This is a genomic window from Thiothrix sp. UBA5583, from assembly GCA_002425225.1.
GTDB classification, from domain to species: Bacteria; Pseudomonadota; Gammaproteobacteria; order Thiotrichales; family Thiotrichaceae; genus Thiothrix; species Thiothrix moscowensis.
Genome location: DILV01000041.1, coordinates 1 through 20,176, shown reverse-complemented (window position 1 = coordinate 20,176; position 20,176 = coordinate 1). Strand labels below are relative to the sequence as shown.

Below are 20,176 nucleotides of genomic sequence, written 5' to 3'. Positions count from 1 at the left end.
CGTATCGTAGATCCCTAATGAAAATATAATGAGAAGGAGGGACGACGATGAGCAAGGAATCATCAGCTCCGCTACTGAAATGGCGCTCCCCTGTGGGTATTTCGCCAGTGCAGTCATTTTTGCGCCTGTTTCATGCAGCCCCTATCGTTTTAATACTGCTGGCTATCGTCGCATGGTCATCGTGGTATACCGTACCCAGTGATTCTGTTGCCGTACTGCAACGCTTCGGCAAATATCAGGCAGAAATACCACCGGGACTGCATTTCAAAATCCCGTTGGGTGTTGATGTTGCTACCATCCTGCCGGTCAAGCGCCAGCTCAAGCAGGAATTTGGCTTTTATACCGATAACGCCACCAACCCCGACCAATACTCGGATACCCCTGAAGAAGAATCCCCGATGGTCACAGGCGACCTGAACGCCGCACTGCTGGAATGGGTCGTGCAATACCGTATCAGTGAACCCACCAAATACCTGTTTGCGGTGCGCGAACCGGGGCAAACCCTGCGTGACGTATCCGAATCCGTGATGCGCGAAGCCGTTGGCGACCGCACGGTGGATGAAGTCCTCACCATCGGGCGTCAGGAAATCGAGGCCGAAGCCCTGATACTAATGCAGCAACTGGCCACCCGTTACGAAATGGGTGTCAGCATCGACCAGGTACAGCTGAAAAATATCAACCCGCCAGCCCCGGTACAGGATTCCTTCAACGAAGTAAACCAGGCACAGCAGGAGAAGGAACGCCTGATCAATGAAGCCCGCCGCGATTACAACCGGGTCATTCCACTGGCAGAAGGGGAAAAAGACCAGCGTATCCGCGAAGCTGAAGGCTACCGCCTCAAGCGCATCAACGAAGCAGAAGGTGACGTGGCTCGTTTCAATGCCGTGTTGACCGAATACCAAAAAGCGCCCGAAGTCACCCAGCGCCGCCTGTACATCGAAACCCTGCAAACCATCCTGCCTGACGTACAAAACAAGGTAGTGGTTGACGAAAACATGCAAGGCATCCTGCCACTGCTGAACCTCAACAGGCAACTTCCCCAGCCAACATCACAGGAGGCCAGCCAATGAACCGTTTCTTGCTCATCGTTGCTGCCTTGGTGGCCTATCTGTTGTTCAATGCTTTTTATACCGTCGGCGAAGCCCAGCAAGTCATCCTTACCCAGTTCGGCAAACCGGTGGGTGAACCCAAAACCGAAGCTGGCCTGAAAATGAAACTGCCCTTTATCCAGACCGTGAACCGCATCGACAAGCGCGTGCTGGAATGGGATGGTAGCCCTTCCGACATGCCAACCAAGGACAAGCTCTACATCTCCGTCGACCTGTTTGCCCGTTGGCGCATTATCGACCCCATGGCCTATTTCTTGCGGATGCGTGACGAACGCAGTGCCCTGTCGCGGCTGGACGATATTCTCGGTAGTGAAACCCGTAACGCCGTTGCCAAACACGAGCTGATTGAAATCGTCCGCACCACTAAAGACCGGATTCCGCTCAAAGACCCCATCCTGCTGGAAAATGCCGAAGCCACCAAAGGCGAAGACAGCACACCCATTGGCTCACTGGTTCCGATCCGCAAGGGACGTGAGCAGGTCGAACAGGAAATTTTCAAGGCTGCCGCCGAAAAAGTGAAAGTGTTTGGCATTGAGCTGCTCGACATCCGTTTCAAACGCATCAACTACAACGATAGCGTGCAACCGAAAATTTTTGAGCGCATGATCAGCGAACGCCGCCAGATTGCCGAACGCTTTCGTTCCGAAGGCAATGGCGAGGCCGCCCGTATCCGGGGCAACATGACCCGTGACCTGAACCGGATACAATCAGAAGCCTACCGCAAGGTAGAGGAAATCCGGGGTGAAGGTGATGCCAAAGCCGCTGAAATCTACGCCAATGCTTACAACCAAAGCCCAGCGGCAGCAAAGTTCTACGAGTTCACTCGCACAATGGATGCCTACAAATCCATCGTCACGCAGGATTCAACCGTGGTGTTGTCGACAGACAGTGACCTGTTCAAATACCTCAAGGAAGCTGGTTCACCTTCAACCACGCAGTAAGCCTCCCATCAAACACGGCTACCTCTGTAATAGTGGTAAGCCGTCTTGACTAGCCGCATAGTATGCAGCAACGGTTTGCTGAAAGTCTGACGGGTGCTGATGTGGTAGTTGACCATGTGGCGACGCCCCGCCCATAGGTGGTCAATCATCGGGTGATCAGGATCGGCGCAGGAATCCATCCAACCCAGATGGGTTTTGTCGAGTAGCGCATAAATGTTTTCCAGCTCCAGCAAAACGCCGGGCGAGTAGGCTGCATAACGTTCATCATAAGCAATCTTGAGGGCATAAGAACCCTGGGTAGCACTGGCAAGATTCAGCTTGATGGCAATCGGCTCACCATCCAACAGCATTTTCAGCATCATCAACTGCCCACGTTCAGCAGCATTGTGGATCAGGCTCTCGGCAAACAGGCGTTCACTACCATGACAGCCCATCGCCGTCACTGCCCGTCCTTTCCAGCCCTTGCTTTCCAGCCGCAGGAAATCATGCGTCCATTGGTTCAGGTTGCCGTGCTCTCCCGGCAACAACATCTGGTATTCAAGCTCGCCCTGTTCCTCAAGACGCCGCCGCAAGCGGCCATATTCCTTGAGCTTTTTCTTGCGGTAATGAGCAGCAACATACTCATCACCGGCAACGCCCCCTTGCAACAAGGCACGTTGCCAGCCATCACGCTGATCCAGCATCCGGCCTTGCAAGTCTGTTACCTGTTGCAGGCAAGCAGCAAACGCACCATCTGCCGGAATCTTGTCGAGGGAAACCACCACCGCACCGGAATACACATCCATCCACCCCAGCATCACACCCAAAACCGCTTCGGCATGATCACGGTGTACCAAGGGAGTTCCTAACGGGCAATGCAGATGCAGCCAGTTTGTCCAGTGATTGGCGGGGCATTTCTGGTAAGTACGTTCCCGTAACACGGGAAACAAACCCAGCAAGGCGGAATGTGACGAGTCTTCCCACACCAGTAAAATACTCAAATGCTCGGGAGCCAGTGTTTCCAGTGCGGGTAACAAAGCCCAGCTTTCATAAAAGACATTGGGTTCCAGTGCGTGACGGGCAAGCACATCCCATGCAGGCACGATGTCACGCAAATCATTGATGGCGGTTACAAGCTGGGGAATCAAGGCGGCACACCCGTTTTGTTGTTATTGCTCGGGTTATTGTGCAAGGAAACGGTTGAACGGCTTAGCGATACCGGATAAACGCAGGTAAATCAGCGACAACAAAAAGCGGGCAATGCCCGCTTCCCGTATACCTGCCAGGTGTGCAGAACTTAACCCTGGAGCCACTCCTTGTAGGCTTCCATGTCTTTTTCCTGACCAGCAGCATAGCCAGCTTCATAGGCTTCCGTCAGACGCTGTTCTTCGCGCATCGGGTTCAGCAGGTAGCCACCTTGCCAACCTTGCAGGAACTCAGGGTCAACACCCGCTTTTTCCATTTCCACTACAGCGTTGTAATACTGCATATTCATTTGCCAAATCCTCTCTAATCAAAATGAAAATAAACGTGGGGCCTATTACGCCGCAGCACGCAGTGTTTCTAGCGCCTTGCCACTATCCAACGTGGCGCGTACCGCATCAGCGGCCTCCTGAATTGAACCATGACGCCCCAGGTGCGTCAGACAGATCGCAGCAGAATATACCAGACTGTCGTACATCAAACCTTTTTCGCCCGCCAAAGCTGCCATACCCAGCCTGGCAGCACTTGCTGCCAGTGCATCACTATCCACCAGCGTGGCAATTTCATCACCGATCACGGGTGCGGCTGGCAAATCTTCCGGCAATGGAATTGCCCGTACTGCTGCCTGGATGCCTACATCCTTCGGATCAAGATCCCGTTGCTGCTCCTCACCCTTGTCGTAGTAATAGAACAGCTTGCCTGCCTGTTGCAGGGAAGGAATGATACCGCCCTCCATGCCGCGTACAAACATGGCACTGTCAAAGCCTGCCTGCCGCGCCAGCGAAGCATAGATGGGCGGGTATGCCTTGTGCACATAGCCGCCCATACAATGCGTCTTGCGCTTGCCCCGAATCGGCCCCAGCAAAGTTTCGACTGTAGTCAGCACTTGCCGTTTGATCATGCGCTGGCGGATCGGGATCAAGTCATGCAAACCTGGGGCAAACTGGCTCTGATCAAGGTAAGTCCAGCCAATTCGCTCCAGTTGGGCAACAGCTTGCGCTGGTGTCAGATTGACATTCAGCCCCGCTGCCTTCAAAACCTTGTGATGGGTTGCTCCAAATTTTGGCCCTACCTGCTCCAGACCATGCAGCACCGCATGAACCCCCATCGTCGCCAGTACCACCGGCACAAACGTGGAAGCAGGCACGCCACGGGCATAGCCATCATAAGGGTCGGAAATATCCAGTACCTCATCCACATCGGCTGTGTTGATTACTGACGTATCAATCAGTGCCTGCAATGTGCCACGGTTTTCCTCGTCTGTCTCACGCTTCATGCGCAAAGCAATAAAATAGACAGCAACCTGTACCGGGTCAGCCTCACCGCCAAGGATGTGGCGCATCGCGTAATATGCATCCTCGTAGCTCAGATCCTTGCTGTACTCAGGGCCTGTTGCTACTTTCTGGATGCATTGGCGCATGTGCAATTTCAAATTGCGCTCAGTATCAATATCGGTCATCGTGGCATTTTCCATGTCGCGAAAGTTTAAGAATCCCCCCCCTGATACTGAATATCCCTATGGGGGTAACACTGACATCCGGGCGGGCTATTTCAGGAAATGACCCCGGATGCGCTAAGATTGGGACTGATTTTACGTTCAAGGAGATTATCGTGTCACAATCCGATGCTGAATCAATGGATTTTGCCAGCGGCATGGCAGCATTTGAAGCCAAGCACTTTTCACGCGCCATGCAAATGCTGTCCCCTTTTGCCGACCAAGGCGACAAGATTGCCCAGCACTTGTGCGCCATCATGCACCAGAATGGCCTCGGTGTCGTCCGCAATGAGCTGATGGCCTACAAGCTGATGAAAGCCTCTGCCGAACAGGGCTACGGCCTTGCCCAGCATGGCCTAGGTTTTATGTATCTGGAGGGCGAATGCGCTGCTCAAAACGGGGAAGAAGCCGTCAAATGGTTCCGCAAGGCCGGTGAACAAGGGCTGCAAGGTTCCCTTACCACATTAGCCATGATGTATCAGCAAGGCCACGGCGTTCCCAAGGATGAAGCCGAAGCCAAACGTCTTTACAAGCTGGCAGGCTTCGATGATTTGGGCTAACCGCAGCCGGGAATTAGGCTGAAACTGAACAAAACATGAAGCAATAAGCCTGAAAAATCAATCAAATAGACATTAAAATAAATTCTATTAATTAAGTATTGATTAAGCACAAACCCGTAAGATAGCCCACATGGATAGGGGCATACACCAATAACAACAAGTATGGATACAGATGGAACTGAATGGGAAAGCACTCCGGCTTGACTATCTGTGATAGCAAACCGGTTCCATTACAGGATAACCACGAGCCACGAATTGTTAAGGGGTTGACAATTCTAGGGTGAGCAGACCCTGGCAAGTGAGAATAATAAAAATAAGCGACCTATTACCGGTGGGTATCGAGCGATAACAATAACAACAGCTCGAACTCACACGGTTTTCCTTCAAGCGTCTTTATAACACTTCCTTATTGCCGCATTCAAGTGGCATTCATGATAAACAAATACCACTCGTCGACATCCACCTTCCTCAGGCAGCCTGCACAGCAATCTGTCTGGAAGTATGCGTCACCCGGTTTTGCCGATCAAAATACACCAACTCCGGCTTGTGCAGGTTGGCTTCCGCTTCGCTAAAATTGGCATAAGTGCAAATAATGAGCAAATCACCTGTTTTGGCCTTGTGGGCAGCCGCACCATTGATTGAAATTACACCACTACCAGCTTCCGCGCGAATAGCATATGTTGAAAAACGCTCACCGTTGGTGATGTTATAGATATGCAGTTGCTCATACTCGCGGATATTGCCGATGCGCAAAAAATTGTCATCAATTGCGCAAGAACCTTCATAGTCCAACTCAGCATGAGTGACTGTAACACGGTGCAGTTTGGATTTGAGCAGTGTCAGCTCCATGATGGTTCCTCCTTAATAGCTCTCTGAAGTATTTTGCAGAGCAATGGCATTATGATGTTTCTGTTAAAATTTTCAATCCTTCAGGGGAATATTGTCGATGAGTCGAGCCTTGCCCAACCAGGCAGACCCTAACACAACCAATGCTTCCTTCCCGTCCTCTGGCGGCAGCAAATCCGATACCCGGCGGATTTCCACATAATCGGGGCGAAATCCCTGTAATTCCAGTGACTTCATGGCTTCTGCCTGCAACGGGGGGTAATCCTGCCTGCCTTTGTGCAGCGCGTCAACCACTTCCCGTAAAATCCTGTTGAAAGCTGGAGCAATTTTCCGCTCTTCCACCGTCAGGTAGCCGTTGCGGGAACTCATCGCCAAACCATCCGCTTCGCGCACTGTAGGTAATCCCACAATTTCAATATCCATATCCAGATCACGCACCATTTGCCGAATCAACATCAACTGCTGGAAATCCTTCTCGCCGAATACAGCCACATCCGGCTGCACCAGATTGAACAGCTTGCAAACCACCGTAGATACACCAGTAAAGTGACCGGGACGCGAAGCACCCTCCAACAACTGACTGATACCGGGCACTTCCACCCTGGTCGCCAGCCCTCCACCGGGATACATGAGTGTAGGCGTTGGGGTGAACACCATGTCAGTGCCAACCGCTTGCAAGTGCTGGCAATCTTCTGTCAGCGTGCGTGGATAAGCAGCGAGATCTTCCTTACGATCAAACTGGGTGGGATTGACAAAGATGGAAGCCACCACCTTGCTGCCCAACTCCTGCGCCCGCTTGACCAGAGCCACATGCCCGTCATGCAGGTTGCCCATAGTAGGTACAAACGCAATGGTTTCACCTGCCCTGCGCCAGGTTTTGATTTGGGCACGCAGGGCTTGAATGTCTTCGACGATGAGCATGATGTGACCTTTTTAAAAGAAGCAGTGCTGGTCTTCAGGGAATGTTCCGGCTTTGACTGACTGCACATAAGCAGCCACAGCCTGTGGAATGGTTGAGCCAGCGCCAATAAAGTCTTTGGAAAACTTTGGTGCACGCGGGGAAACGCCCAGCATGTCATGCAGTACCAATACCTGCCCGTCACAGGCACGTCCTGCCCCAATACCAATGGTAGGGATTTCCAGCTCCTGGGTAATCTGTTCCGCCAGCGTCACCGGCACACACTCCAGCACCAGCAAGTCGGCTCCTGCCTCCTGCAAGGCTTTGGCATCGGCAATCATCTGTCTGGCAACAGCCTCATCACGCCCTTGCACCCGATAACCGCCGAGCTTGTAGACGGATTGTGGCTGCAAGCCAAGATGGGCGCAAACTGGCACGCCATGATGGGCAAGCTGGGCAACAGTTGCTACCTGAGGTGCGCCGCCTTCCAGTTTCACCATGTGTGCGCCGCTTTCCTGCATCAGGCGGGCGCTGTTGCGTAGCGCCATATCCGGCGAGGTATAACTCATGAAAGGCAAATCACCGATCACCAGCGCCCGTTGGCAGACGCGGCTGACCGCGCGAGTATGGTATGCCATGTCATCCACGGTCACGGGCACGGTGGTTTCATGCCCCTGGATAACCATGCCGAGGGAATCCCCGACCAGAATCACATCGACACCCTGTGCATCCAGCACCTTGCCGAAACTGGCATCGTAAGCTGTCAGCATGACAATTTTTTCCCCTTCGCGCTTCATTTTGCGCAAAGTGGTGACGGTCACACGGGAAACGGGTTTGGTGCTGCTCATGGCATTGGCTCCGGGGCTGGCAAATGTTGCGTTGCAGTTTAACACATCGAATCACCCTGCAAAGGGCACAAACCATCAGGCAGGATGGACGAGCTAATTGAGCCGAAAACCACTTGCTGCGTCAGACACTATTTCTTTTTCAACTTTTCTTTCAGGTCGGCGAACGGATTATGGGTAGCTGCTGCTAGCCCTTGCGTTCCGGCTGATCCGCCATAAGCGGCTTCCAGCAGTTTCTGGTGCTCATAGTCGTGGCAATACAGGCACAACAACTCCCAGTTGCTGCCATCTGGCGGATTATGGTCATGGTCGTGATTGCGGTGATGCACGGTCAGTTCACGCAGGTTGGCGTGGTTGAATTCGCGCCCGCAACGCCCACAGACCCATGGGTACATTTTCAGCGCCAGTTCGCGGTAGCCTTTGGCACGCTCTTCCGCATTCTTGCGGGCTTTGATGACGATGGCTTCATGTTCAGGTTTCATCGGTTCACCTTTGGCAATGGATTGTTGGTTGGCTATGATGAATGATGACTGCATTGTATGTCGGCTCAGGGTGAAAAGACCATACAACAACTTGTTGTGACACTCGCCGCGCTATGATCCACCCGCAGACTAACCAACAGGACACCCGCAACGCATGTTAAAAACACTTTGGCTCGCTATTTTTGCTGCTGTACTCCTCTGGTCAGGCATCCACCCAAAAGACTACTTCACATGGTTTCTGGAGGTTGCGCCTGCACTGCTTGGGATCGTGGTGCTGGCGTTTACTTACAGGTCATTTCCTCTCACGCCGCTGGTGTACGTGCTGATCCTGTTCCACTGCATCATTTTGATGGTGGGTGGGCACTACACCTACGCGGAAGTGCCGCTGTTTGACTGGTTCAAGGAATGGTTCGGCTTTGAGCGCAACAATTACGACAAAGTGGGGCATTTTGTGCAAGGTTTCGTGCCCGCGATGATTGCCCGCGAAATCATCATCCGCAAAGCCATCATTAACGGGCGCGGCTGGATGAATTTCTTCATTGTGAGTTTCTGTCTGGCATTCAGTGCACTCTACGAGTTGATTGAGTGGGCGGTCGCGGAATTTTCAGGCGAATCGGCTGAAGCGTTTTTGGGTACGCAAGGCTATGTGTGGGATACGCAATCCGATATGGCACTGGCGTTGCTGGGGGCTGTGGTTGCGCTGGTGGTGTTGGGTCGGTGGCATGATCGGCAGTTGCACAATCCTGTCCCTCCCCTGACAAGGGGAGGTTAGGAGGGGTTTCTTTCTTACGAACGCCGTAAATCCAGCGTATACGGATAATCCGCATTCACCTCTTCCAGCGGCGGACTCATTGGCTGCGGCTTCGCCCCATGCTCATAGAACGCCCGCGTGGCTTCCGACAAGAACTTCGGCTCAATCACACCCGGTGTATGTTCCTCACGGAAACGCGAGAAGCGCCGACTTTCCGCCTCATACGCATTCACCGGGAAGATCTCGGAATTGCGCCCACCCGGATGCGACACATGGTAAGTGCAACCACCCACCGAACGCCCATTCCAGGTATCAATAATGTCAAACACCAGCGGCGCATGAATCCCAATCGTCGGATGCAACGCGGAAGGCGGCTGCCAGGCGCGGAACCGCACCCCCGCCACATACTCACCCTGCACACCGGTCGCCTTCATCGGCACACGCCGCCCATTACACGCCACCACATAGCGCGAATCGGTCAGACCATTGATTTTCACCTGCACCCGTTCCAGCGACGAATCCACAAACCGCGCCGTGCCCTGGCTGCTCAATTCCTCGCCCAACACATTCCACGGTTCTAACGCCGCCCGCAATTCCAGCTCAATACCGCAATACTGCACCCGCCCATACACCGGGAAACGGAACTCGTGGAACGGCGCAAGCCACTCCAACTGGAACGGATACCCCGCCGCCTGCAAGTCCGCGCACACATCCTTCATGTCTTCCCACACGTAATGCGGCAGCATGAAACGGTCGTGCAATGCCGTACCCCAACGCACCAAGCGATGCGCATACGGCGTATTCCAGAAACGCACCATCAGGGTACGGATTAGCAACATCTGTACCAATGACATCCGCGCATGGGGCGGCATTTCAAAGCCCCGGAATTCCAGCAAACCCTGACGCCCACTGAAAGAATCCGGCGAATACAGCTTGTCGATGCAGAACTCTGCCCGATGCGTATTGCCGGTAATGTCGATCAGTAAGTTACGCAACAAACGGTCAACCAACCACGGCTGGTCGTTGTGACCCTGCGGCATTTGCTGGAAGGCAATTTCCAACTCATACAAACTCTCATCGCGTGCCTCATCCACCCGTGGAGCCTGACTGGTCGGGCCAATAAACATGCCAGAGAATAGGTACGAAAGCCCCGGATGGTGCTGCCAGAACGTCAACAAACTGCGTAACACATCCGGCTGGCGCAAGAACGGGCTATCACTCGGCGTAGCCCCACCCAGCGTGACGTGATTGCCGCCACCCGTGCCGGTATGCCGCCCATCCAGCATGAATTTTTCCGCACCCAGCCGCGACAACCGCGCCTCTTCGTACAGCACTTCGGTATTGTGAACCAACTCAACCCACGTCTTCGCTGGATGAATATTCACCTCGATAACACCTGGATCAGGCGTGACCTTAAACGACTTCAAACGCGGATCAGACGGCGGCTCGTAACCTTCCAGCAAAATCGGCATCTGCAATTCAGCGGCAGTGGTTTCAATGGTTGCCACCAAATCCAGATAATGCTCTAGGAAATGCAACGGCGGCAGGAACACATGCAAACGCCCTTCCCGCGCCTGCACACACAAGGTGGTACGCGGTACTTCGCGCCACTCCTTCACCATCGCCTTGGTCGCATCCGCGTGTTGCAAGGTTGGCTCAAGCGGCGCGACATACGCGCTGTAACGCTGCTCCACTTCGCCGTGGAAATCCGCCAACGGCGGGCGATCGGCCAACGGGCAAGGCTGTGCCTCGACTTCGCGCTCATCCTCAGCCGTCCACGGCAAACTATCCAGCGGCAAACGGAAACCCATAGGCGAATTGCCGGGGATCAAATACATCTCCTGACGGCGGAATTCCCACTGCGCACTCGCCCAGCTTTTCGCCGCATCATCCCAACGCAAGGGCAGCGCGTAACCCGTTGGCACATCCAAACCGCGCTGTAACGCCATCACCAAATCATTGCGGTGCTTGCTATCACGCAGGCTCAGGGTCAACCAATCCACATTCGCGGGCTGGTTCGCCTCTTTCCACAAATAATACAAGCGGTCTTCATAACCCGGCACGAGGTACTTTTTGTTCAATGCCAGCTTGGTGCAAACCGCTTCGGCAAACAATCTGGCGTGGGTATCGCCGTAGCCATAATCCTTCTGGTCATCTGCCACCAGACTCTGGTCTTTCCACACTGGCAAACCATCCGGTCGCCAGAAACAACCCAAGGCCCAACGCGGGAACGGTTCACCCGGATACCATTTCCCCTGCCCAAACTGCAACACACTGCCCGGCGCAAATACCTTCTGCATCCGCCGTAACAGCACACCCGCCCGTTCGCGCTTGTGTTCGCCCAACGCCGCCGTGTTCCATTCTGCGCCATCCATATCGTCGATGGACACAAACGTCGGCTCGCCGCCCATCGTCAGGCGCACATCGCCACGCACCAAATCGGCTTCGACCTGATTACCCAGTGCCAACACATCCGCCCATTGCTCATCCGAATACGGCTTGGTGACACGCGGGTCTTCGAGGATGCGGCTCACCTTGTTGTGGAAATCGAATTCGACTTCGCACTTGTCGGTAAAACCATCAATCGGTGCGGCACTGCTGGGTGACGGGGTACACGCCAACGGGATATGCCCTTCGCCCGCAAACAAACCGGAAGTCGGATCAAGCCCCACCCAACCTGCACCCGGCAGGTACACTTCTGTCCAAGCGTGCAAGTCGGTGAAATCGGCTTCCGGGCCGCTAGGGCCATCCAAGGCTTTTTCATCCGCCGTCAATTGCACCAGATAACCGGACACAAACCGCGCTGCCAGCCCCAAGTGCCGCAAAATCTGCACCAGCAACCACGCCGAATCGCGGCATGACCCGGTTTTCTTGGTTAGGGTTTCCTTACACGATTGCACCCCCGGTTCGAGGCGGATGTTGTAACCAATATCCCCCTGCAAGCGGCTATTGATCGCCACCAGAAACAGCACGGTATTCGGCTGCTTGAAATCTACACCCTTCAGCCATTCTTGCAGCAACTCGCCGTCTTCCATCACCTCCAGATACGGAACCAGCTCTTTTTGCAGGGTTGCATCGTATTTGAATGGGTATTGCTGCGCATACTCTTCCAAAAAGAAATCGAACGGGTTGATGCGCACCATATCGGCGACCACATCGACTTCCACGCTGAATTCGGTGGTTTTTTCGGGGAAGACCAAGCGTGCCAGCCAGTTACCGAACGGGTCTTGCTGCCAGTTGATGTAATGCTTTTCCGGCTTGATCTTCAGAGAATACGCCAGAATCGGGGTGCGCGAATGCACCGCCGGGCGTAGCCGCACCACATGTGGTGACAGGCTGACCGGGCGGTCAAATTTGTACCCGGTGTAATGGTTTAAAGCGACATGAATACTCATTATAAAGCCCTTATCCTTGTGATTGCTGTTGGCCTACGTGGTCGGGGTAAAACCACGTTTTGGCGATTTCGCCATGTAACACCCCCAGCTCAACCTGCAAGTAATCCATCAAGGTGTGCACCTGTTCCGCCGGAATCGTGCTGAGGTCGTGCGCTTGCAGATGCTCAAAAATGCGTTGTGCCATCGTCGCGGCAAGTTCGGGATCAGGCAGGTAGCGCATCCGCCGCCCCATGGCTGACAGGCAGTAGCCAATGGAACCGGGAAATACATCGTCGTTGAGCAAAAAGCGCATCACCCGTTGCCCTTCCACCCGCGAATGGATGTGCTGCAAATACATTTGCCGCGCACTCAGGGCTTGCAGCAAATTTGTCCAGACAATGCCATCGTATTTGCGCAAGGTGTCACTGCGCCCTTCAGACAGCAGCAGCGAGGTCATTTCCAGAATCCGGCTGCTCATGTCGGCACGTTCCAGATGCTTGCCGATTTGCATGAAATCGAAGCTGTGATCGCGGCTCATGTGGCTATCCAATGCACCCCGAATGCACTGGCAATGCTTCATCACTTCGCGCAGGAAAATCTGCCGGTTGTAACGGTCAGCGATACGCGGCAGGCTATCAGTCATCAGCAAGTGGATCTGGTTAGCTTGTTCCCAGATTTCTTCCGGCAACACATCCAGCGAAGTGCGCACGTTTTCACGCACATTTGCCAGCGAACTTGCCAACGATGCCGGGTTGTTACGGTCAGCAATCAGGAACAGCATGATGCTGGTTTCATCACCACGCTGGTAATGCTCCCGAAACAGGCTATCAGCATTGAACAGGCGGATCAGGGTATACCAGTTGATTTCCATGCGCCCCGGCAAATCCATCAGCAACGCGGTATGCACATTGATCAATCGGGCGGTTTTTTCGGCACGTTCCAGATAACGCGCCATCCAGTAAACTCGTTCAGCTACACGGGATAACATCAGATTTCCTCCCCCTCCAGTACGTCGCCCACAATCCAGGTGTCTTTGCTGCCACCGCCTTGTGATGAATTGACCACCAATGAACCTTCCACCAGCGCTACACGGGTCAAGCCACCGGGGGTGACGAAAATATCCTTGCCACTGAGAATGAAAGGGCGCAAATCAACATGACGCGGTGCAATCCTGATGCGGGTTTGCGGGTCATCTGCGCGGCGTTGTTCCGCCGGGTTGGCTTGTATTTCACAAGCGGTGGGCGTAACGGATAGGCTCAAGGTCGGCTGGGCAATATAGTTGTTGGGATTTTCCTGAATCAGGTGGCGGAATTCCTCGACCTTTTCCGGGGTGGAATGTGGCCCTACCAACATGCCATAACCACCAGATTCGTTAGCAGGTTTCACCACCAGCTCGGCAAGGTGTTCCAGCACGTAGTCGCGGTCTTCCTGACGGCGACACACGTAGGTGGGCACGTTGGGCAGGGTCGGTTCTTCACCGAGGTAGTAGCGGATCATGTCGGGTACGTAGGCGTAAATCACCTTGTCGTCGGCAACGCCGCATCCCGGTGCATTGGCGATGGCAATCTTGCCCTCTTTCCATGCACGCATGATACCGGGAACGCCAAGCATTGAATCAGGGTGGAACACTTCCGGGTCGATGAACTCGTCATCAATACGGCGATAGATCACATCGACCCGTTCCAGACCCTTGATGGTTTTCATGTAGACGTAACCATCTTTACCGATGCTCAAATCCGCTCCTTCCAGCAATACCAGACCGGCTTGCCGGGCAAGGAAGGCATGTTCAAAGTAAGCAGAGTTGTAAATACCGGGAGTCATCAATGCAATGGTCGGGTCGTCCAGATCCGGGCGCAGAGAAGCCAGCATTTCGTACAAATGCGCAGGGTAATCGCTGACCGGGCGAATCGGCAGGGTATTGAAAATCTCCGGCAATACGCGCTTGGTAATGTTGCGGTTTTCCAGCATGTATGCCACGCCGGAAGGCACACGCAGGTTGTCTTCCAGCACGTACATCACCCCATCGCTGTGACGCACCAAATCGGAGCCACAAATGTTTGCCCACACACCATGCGGGGGCGTCATACCGAGGCAGGCTTCACGGTAGCCTTTGGATTGCAGCACCACATCTGCCGGGATAACACCATCCTTGATGATGTGTGCACCGTTGTAGATGTCCTGAATGAACCTGTTGAGGGCACGGATGCGTTGCTTCAGCCCCATTTCAGTGCAGTCCCACTCCTTGGCGGGGATAATGCGCGGAATAATGTCAAACGGCCAAGCACGGTCAATGTTGCCTGCATCACTATAAACTGTGAAAGTGATACCCATTTCCCGAATAACGGCTTCCGATTCCTGCACACACTGGCGGAACCGGTCAGGGGTGAGGTGGCGCAGGTACTCTACCAAGCGGAAACTGGCTTCACGCGGTTGGTGTTTGGCTGCAATCAGTTCGTCGTACAACGAACCGGGATCATATTGATTCCATTCTGTTTTCATATAAATTTCCGGGTCGACAAGATCAATATTATCAGCAGCAAGCCTGAAAAAACTTGCACGCCTTGTTGTTATTCATGGGTAGCAAGATTCGTGCCTATCCAGGACAAACGCACCAACCTGCCGCTACATAAGAAAAGAAAATATAGCACCTTGGCAACACTTTACTGTAGACAAACCTGAATTTCGGGCGCTGTATACATAGGGTACAGACCCGGAGTAAAGTACCCTGTGTCACAACTGCTGGTTAAGGGGAGGTATTGCATGGGTTTATGGTCGGACTTGCCTGCATGGCAACTGGTACTGGTTACACTGGGATTGACACACATCACCATTGCAGCCGTTACGATTTTTTTACATCGCACCCAGGCACACCGCGCCTTGGATTTGGGCGCAATTCCTTCACACTTTTTCCGCTTCTGGCTTTGGCTGACTACCGGCATGGTCACACGTGAATGGGTCGCCATTCACCGTAAACACCACGCCAAATGCGAAACAGCAGACGACCCACACAGCCCCAAAACCCGTGGCTTGCACACTGTCCTGTGGCTGGGTGCATGGCTATACCGTCAGGAAAGCAAAAACCAGGAGACCCTGGAAAAATACGGCAAAGGCACACCTGATGACTGGCTGGAACGCCACTTGTATACGCCCTACCCCTGGCTAGGCATCACCCTGATGCTAACCATTGATCTGCTGCTGTTTGGCTTGCCTGGCATACTGGTATGGCTGGTACAAATGGTATGGATTCCATTTTGGGCAGCCGGTGTCATCAACGGGCTGGCGCATTTCTGGGGTTATCGCAACTGGAATACCACAGATGCATCCACCAACATTTCCCCTATCGGCATCCTGATTGGCGGGGAAGAACTGCATAACAACCACCATGCCTTTGCTTCCTCGGCACGGCTTTCCAACCGCTGGTATGAATTTGACATCGGCTGGTTCTATATCCGTGTCCTTGAAACCCTGCACATGGCGAAAGTACGCAAACTGGCTCCCCGCCTGCGCATCAATCCCAACAAACAGGTGGCGGATTCCGATACGGTCAGTGCCATTCTGGGCAATCGCTTGCAAGTGCTCTCCAACTTTGCACGCCAGGTTATCAAACCCGTGACCAAGGCAGAATTGCGCCATCAAGTCATTCTGGCAGAAAGCCAGACGATCCAGACCGTCTACCAGTTCCAACAGCGCCTGTACCAATTGTGGGAACGCACGACCATAAGCCAGGAAGCACGTCTGGAGGCCATTCAGGAATGGATCAGTGCCGCCGAACAAACCGGCATCAGCGCTCTGGAAAAGTTTGCCCACCGCCTGCGCGGCTATTCGGTAATACACTGATAAAAAAAGGGGTACGCAAAACGTACCCCTTGTCATAGCCATCAAGCAGAACCGGATTAGTTCTTGGACTTGTCGACGATCTTCTGAATCCAAGGCATCATCGCACGCAGCTTGCCGCCAGTAATTTCGATCGGGTGAGCTGCGTTGTTGCGGCGGTATGCGGTCATGGACGGGTAGCCCATCGCACCTTCAGTGACGAACATCTTGGCGTATTCACCGTTCTGAATGCGCTTCAGGGCATTGCGCATGGCTGCGCGGGACTGTTCGTTAATGACCTCAGGGCCAGTCACATACTCGCCATACTCCGCGTTGTTGGAGATGGAGTAGTTCATATTGGCGATACCGCCTTCGTACATCAGGTCTACAATCAGTTTCAGCTCGTGCAAGCACTCGAAATAAGCCATTTCCGGCGCGTAACCGGCTTCCACCAGTGTCTCGAAACCTGCCTTGACCAGTTCAACCGCACCACCGCACAGGACAGCCTGTTCGCCGAACAAGTCGGTTTCAGTTTCATCCTTGAACGTGGTTTCGATAATGCCGGTACGACCACCACCGATGGCAGAAGCGTAAGACAATGCCAGTTCTTTGGCCTGACCGGAAGCATTCTGCTGGATAGCAATCAGGTCAGGAATACCACCACCCCTAACATATTCGTTACGCACGGTGTGACCTGGTGCTTTAGGCGCAATCATGATGACATCCAGATCCGCACGCGGCACGATCTGGTTGTAGTGGATGGCGAAACCATGGGCAAATGCCAGCGTTGCACCCTGCTTCAGGTTTGGTTCGATTTCGTTGCGATACAACTGGGACTGGAACTCATCCGGGGTCAGGATCATGACCACATCGGCGGAAGCCACTGCATCAGCCACCGCAGCCACTTTCAAACCAGCATTCTGTGCCTTGGCAACAGATGGAGAATTCAAGCGCAGGCCAACCGTAACATCCACACCGGAATCCTTCAGGTTGCAAGCATGTGCATGTCCTTGGGAACCATAACCAATGATGGAAACCTTTTTGCCACGAATGATGGAAAGATCAGTGTCTTTATCGTAGTAAATGTTCAGTGCCATTTATGTAATACCTTAATACAATCAAATATTTGTTAAACACGTAAAGAAGATTCGCCACGCGCAATACCCATGCTGCCGGAACGCACTACTTCAACAATGCGGAAGTCTTTCAGGGCATTCACAAACGCATCCAGTTTGCTGCGGTCGCCGGTCAATTCAATGGTGTACATCTTGTCAGTCACATCAATGATATTGCCCCGGAAAATGTCTGAGAGACGCTTGACCGCTTCACAAGCAGAATTTTTGTCGACAGCCACCTTGATGAACATCATTTCACGCTCAATATGCGAGAACTGGGCAAGATCCATCACCTTCACCACATCAATCAGTTTGTGCAACTGCTTGACGATCTGTTCGACGATTTCATCACTGCCGCGAGTCACCAGCGTCATGCGGGAAAGGGTTGCATCATCAGTGGGTGCAACCGTCAATGATTCAATATTGTAGCCACGAGCGGAGAACAATCCAGCAACACGCGACAACGCGCCCGCTTCATTCTCCATCAGAATGGAAATTACATGCCGCATTTTGTCACCTATACCAGAATCATTTCGTTGTGACCTGCACCGGCAGGAACCATCGGATACACGTTATTTTCCTGCATGGTGATGAAGTCCATGAATACCAGACGGTCTTTCATGATCAGCGATTCTTTCAATGCGCCTTCTACATCACTTGGCTTTTCAATACGCATCCCGACATGACCATAAGCCTCCGCCAGTTTAACGAAATCAGGCAGTGCATCCATATAGGACGAGGCGTAACGCTTCTGGTAGAAGAATTCCTGCCACTGACGCACCATGCCCAGATACCCATTGTTCAAGCACAGTATCTTGATCGGCAAGTGGTATTGCGTACAGGTAGCCAGCTCCTGGATACACATCTGGATACTGCCATCACCCGTGACGCAGGCAACGGTCTCTTCAGGAAATGCCATTTGCACGCCCATTGCGGCAGGCAGACCAAAACCCATCGTGCCCAAACCACCGGAGTTGATCCAGCGATTCGGCTTGTTGAACCTGTAATATTGTGCTGCCCACATCTGGTGTTGACCTACGTCAGAACAGATATAGGCATCGCCGCTGGTCAACTCCCAGAATTTTTCAATGACGAACTGGGCACGGATTTCGGCATTCATGTCCTGATTATATTTCAGGCAATCAGCTTTGCGCCATTCACCAATCTGTTTCCACCAGTCAGCCAAAGCAGATGCATCCGGGCGTTCCTCACGGCTGCGCAATTCTTCCAGCAGGTCAATAATGACGTGCTTGACATCACCAACGATCGGCACATCCACCTTGACGTTTTTGGAAATGGAGGCCGGGTCAATATCAACGTGGATAATCTTGGCATACGGGCAGAATTTTTCGATATTGCCGGTTACACGGTCATCAAAACGCGCCCCAATGGCAATGACCAGATCAGCATGGTGCATGGCGTTATTCGCTTCATACGTACCGTGCATTCCCAACATGCCGACGAATTGTTTGTCCATCGACGGGAACGCACCCAAGCCCATCAGTGTTTCCGTGATCGGGAAACCCAGTTCTCGGGTAAACTCAGTCAGCTCGTGCGCTGCACCAGACAACACAACCCCACCACCGGTATACAGTACCGGGCGTTTGGCTTCCAGCATCAGGTCAATCGCACGGCGAACCTGACGTTTGTTGCCCTTGTAGGTCGGGTTGTAGGAACGCATGGTGATTTCATTGGGGTAATGGAACTCACAACGTGCGGTGGTAATGTCTTTGGGAATATCCACCAGCACCGGACCAGGACGGCCTGTACTAGCTATATAAAAGGCTTTCTTGATAGTAGAAGCCAAATCCCTTACGTCAGTCACGAGGAAGTTGTGTTTGACGCATGGGCGTGTAATGCCCACGATGTCCACTTCCTGGAAAGCATCATTTCCAATCAGGTGACGTGGAACCTGCCCGGTGAACACCACCAGCGGCACAGAATCCATGTAAGCATCCGCAATACCGGTCACGGCATTGGTTGCACCAGGGCCTGATGTTACCAGTGCCACTCCTGGCTTGTTGGTTGCTTTCGCGTAACCCTCGGCTGCATGTACAGCCCCCTGCTCATGTCTTACCAGAATATGGTTGACTTTATCCTGTTGTTTGTAGAGCTCGTCATAAATAAATAGGACAGCTCCACCCGGATAACCAAAGATGGTATCAACCCCTTCTGCCTTGAGACACTCGACGAATATTTCGGCTCCGGTCAGTTCCACACTAATCTCCGTAAATCGCTAAGGCGTAAGGAAAAGACTCGCATCATAATACGAATGATTGAGGAATACACCCCAAAATGGCTGCGACTATTTGATTTTTTCGGGATATAAACCGTGGATACAAAAAAGCCACGTGCAACGACGTGGCTTCCGATATATGACTTCACTCACAAAGTCTATAGAGATTATGATCATACGGGACGCGACATCAGTTTTTCACTCATTGGTGGTATCTCGTAACTTTGATTGCAGAGATACCATCAATATTACCAACAATTTCTTGGGACTCAGTGGGACAACATGGGATACCATGCGACAAAAAAGCCCTTGCAGATTGCGGCCTGCAAGGGCTTTTTGGGACTTCATGACACTGCATGAAACTGTCTTATGGTGGCTATGACTAGATTCGAACTAGTGACCCCATCATTATGAGTGATGTGCTCTAACCAACTGAGCTACATAGCCGAGAGGGGCGCATAATAGCGCTTCGGGGCACAGGCTGTCAATGCCATTTCAGCGTGTATGTAGGGTAATCGCATTAAACCGC

General features: G+C 53.0%; 18 protein-coding genes and 1 tRNA gene. 5 read left to right on the top strand and 14 right to left on the bottom strand.

The features are described from left to right. Positions 1–47 precede the first annotated feature (47 nt). Both hflK and hflC read left to right on the top strand, forming a co-directional pair. Positions 48–1,070 carry an FtsH protease activity modulator HflK gene (hflK, locus tag B2U47_RS17110; protein WP_296676719.1) on the top strand — a complete coding sequence of 341 codons (1,023 nt, stop codon included), beginning with the start codon at positions 48–50 and terminating at the stop codon, positions 1,068–1,070. Beyond that, complete coding sequence (hflC, locus tag B2U47_RS17105) at positions 1,067–2,050, top strand: protease modulator HflC (RefSeq protein WP_296676723.1); 984 nt, start codon at positions 1,067–1,069, stop codon at positions 2,048–2,050. The genes hflK and hflC overlap by 4 nt, the downstream gene beginning before the upstream one ends. 8 nt (positions 2,051–2,058) lie before the next feature. Here hflC and B2U47_RS17100 read toward each other — a convergent pair whose 3' ends face one another. The 3 genes from B2U47_RS17100 to B2U47_RS17090 form a co-directional block, all read right to left on the bottom strand. Continuing rightward, entirely contained in the window at positions 2,059–3,177 is a 1,119-nt protein-coding gene (locus tag B2U47_RS17100) for a GNAT family N-acetyltransferase (protein ID WP_296676726.1), read from the bottom strand. A 149-nt stretch (positions 3,178–3,326) separates the two neighbouring features. Continuing rightward, entirely contained in the window at positions 3,327–3,524 is a 198-nt protein-coding gene (locus tag B2U47_RS17095; RefSeq protein WP_296676728.1) for an Alvin_2107 family globule sulfur oxidation protein, read from the bottom strand. Between the two features lie 45 nt (positions 3,525–3,569). Next, entirely contained in the window at positions 3,570–4,691 is a 1,122-nt protein-coding gene (locus tag B2U47_RS17090; protein WP_296676730.1) for an anthranilate phosphoribosyltransferase, read from the bottom strand. Positions 4,692–4,843: 152 nt separating this feature from the next. Between B2U47_RS17090 and B2U47_RS17085 the strand changes: the two genes are divergently transcribed. Beyond that, positions 4,844–5,287: a tetratricopeptide repeat protein gene (locus B2U47_RS17085; protein WP_296676732.1), complete on the top strand. Its 444-nt coding sequence runs from the start codon at positions 4,844–4,846 to the stop codon at positions 5,285–5,287. Positions 5,288–5,755: 468 nt separating this feature from the next. Here the strand turns inward: B2U47_RS17085 and panD are convergent, their stop codons facing one another. The 4 genes from panD to B2U47_RS17065 form a co-directional block, all read right to left on the bottom strand. Beyond that, entirely contained in the window at positions 5,756–6,136 is a 381-nt protein-coding gene (gene panD / locus B2U47_RS17080; protein WP_296676734.1) for an aspartate 1-decarboxylase, read from the bottom strand. A 72-nt stretch (positions 6,137–6,208) separates the two neighbouring features. Further along, positions 6,209–7,054, bottom strand: coding sequence for a pantoate--beta-alanine ligase (gene panC, locus B2U47_RS17075; RefSeq protein ID WP_296676737.1), 846 nt, complete (start codon positions 7,052–7,054; stop codon positions 6,209–6,211). Positions 7,055–7,066: 12 nt separating this feature from the next. Further along, positions 7,067–7,879 (bottom strand): 3-methyl-2-oxobutanoate hydroxymethyltransferase, encoded by an 813-nt coding sequence (panB, locus tag B2U47_RS17070; protein ID WP_296676766.1) that lies wholly within the window; start codon positions 7,877–7,879, stop codon positions 7,067–7,069. A gap of 128 nt (positions 7,880–8,007) precedes the next feature. Continuing rightward, positions 8,008–8,358 (bottom strand): YajD family HNH nuclease, encoded by a 351-nt coding sequence (locus tag B2U47_RS17065; protein WP_296676738.1) that lies wholly within the window; start codon positions 8,356–8,358, stop codon positions 8,008–8,010. Between the two features lie 154 nt (positions 8,359–8,512). Here B2U47_RS17065 and B2U47_RS17060 point away from each other — a divergent pair, with 154 nt between their 5' ends. After that, positions 8,513–9,130, top strand: coding sequence for a DUF2238 domain-containing protein (locus tag B2U47_RS17060; RefSeq protein WP_296676741.1), 618 nt, complete (start codon positions 8,513–8,515; stop codon positions 9,128–9,130). Between the two features lie 14 nt (positions 9,131–9,144). Here B2U47_RS17060 and B2U47_RS17055 read toward each other — a convergent pair whose 3' ends face one another. Genes B2U47_RS17055 through B2U47_RS17045 form a run of 3 tightly spaced genes read right to left on the bottom strand, consistent with a single transcriptional unit; the run spans position 9,145 to position 14,982 of the window. Continuing rightward, positions 9,145–12,504 (bottom strand): DUF2126 domain-containing protein, encoded by a 3,360-nt coding sequence (locus B2U47_RS17055; RefSeq protein WP_296676743.1) that lies wholly within the window; start codon positions 12,502–12,504, stop codon positions 9,145–9,147. 10 nt (positions 12,505–12,514) lie between these two features. Further along, complete coding sequence (locus B2U47_RS17050; protein ID WP_296676745.1) at positions 12,515–13,471, bottom strand: alpha-E domain-containing protein; 957 nt, start codon at positions 13,469–13,471, stop codon at positions 12,515–12,517. Beyond that, positions 13,471–14,982: a circularly permuted type 2 ATP-grasp protein gene (locus B2U47_RS17045; RefSeq protein ID WP_296676748.1), complete on the bottom strand. Its 1,512-nt coding sequence runs from the start codon at positions 14,980–14,982 to the stop codon at positions 13,471–13,473. Before B2U47_RS17045 ends, B2U47_RS17050 begins: the two co-directional genes overlap by 1 nt. Positions 14,983–15,243: 261 nt before the next feature. Here B2U47_RS17045 and B2U47_RS17040 point away from each other — a divergent pair, with 261 nt between their 5' ends. Continuing rightward, positions 15,244–16,320, top strand: coding sequence for a DesA family fatty acid desaturase (locus tag B2U47_RS17040; RefSeq protein WP_296676752.1), 1,077 nt, complete (start codon positions 15,244–15,246; stop codon positions 16,318–16,320). A 56-nt stretch (positions 16,321–16,376) separates the two neighbouring features. Here B2U47_RS17040 and ilvC read toward each other — a convergent pair whose 3' ends face one another. The 4 genes from ilvC to B2U47_RS17020 all read right to left on the bottom strand — a co-directional run bounded on the left by ilvC (position 16,377) and on the right by B2U47_RS17020 (position 20,094). Continuing rightward, positions 16,377–17,387, bottom strand: coding sequence for a ketol-acid reductoisomerase (gene ilvC, locus B2U47_RS17035; RefSeq protein ID WP_296676769.1), 1,011 nt, complete (start codon positions 17,385–17,387; stop codon positions 16,377–16,379). Between the two features lie 38 nt (positions 17,388–17,425). Continuing rightward, the gene (ilvN, locus tag B2U47_RS17030; protein WP_296676755.1) at positions 17,426–17,920 is read right to left on the bottom strand and encodes an acetolactate synthase small subunit; all 495 of its coding nucleotides are present in this window, start codon (positions 17,918–17,920) and stop codon (positions 17,426–17,428) included. A gap of 8 nt (positions 17,921–17,928) precedes the next feature. After that, entirely contained in the window at positions 17,929–19,629 is a 1,701-nt protein-coding gene (gene ilvB / locus B2U47_RS17025) for a biosynthetic-type acetolactate synthase large subunit (RefSeq protein WP_296676757.1), read from the bottom strand. Positions 19,630–20,017: 388 nt separating this feature from the next. After that, a tRNA-Met gene (locus B2U47_RS17020) sits at positions 20,018–20,094 on the bottom strand. Positions 20,095–20,176 lie beyond the last annotated feature (82 nt).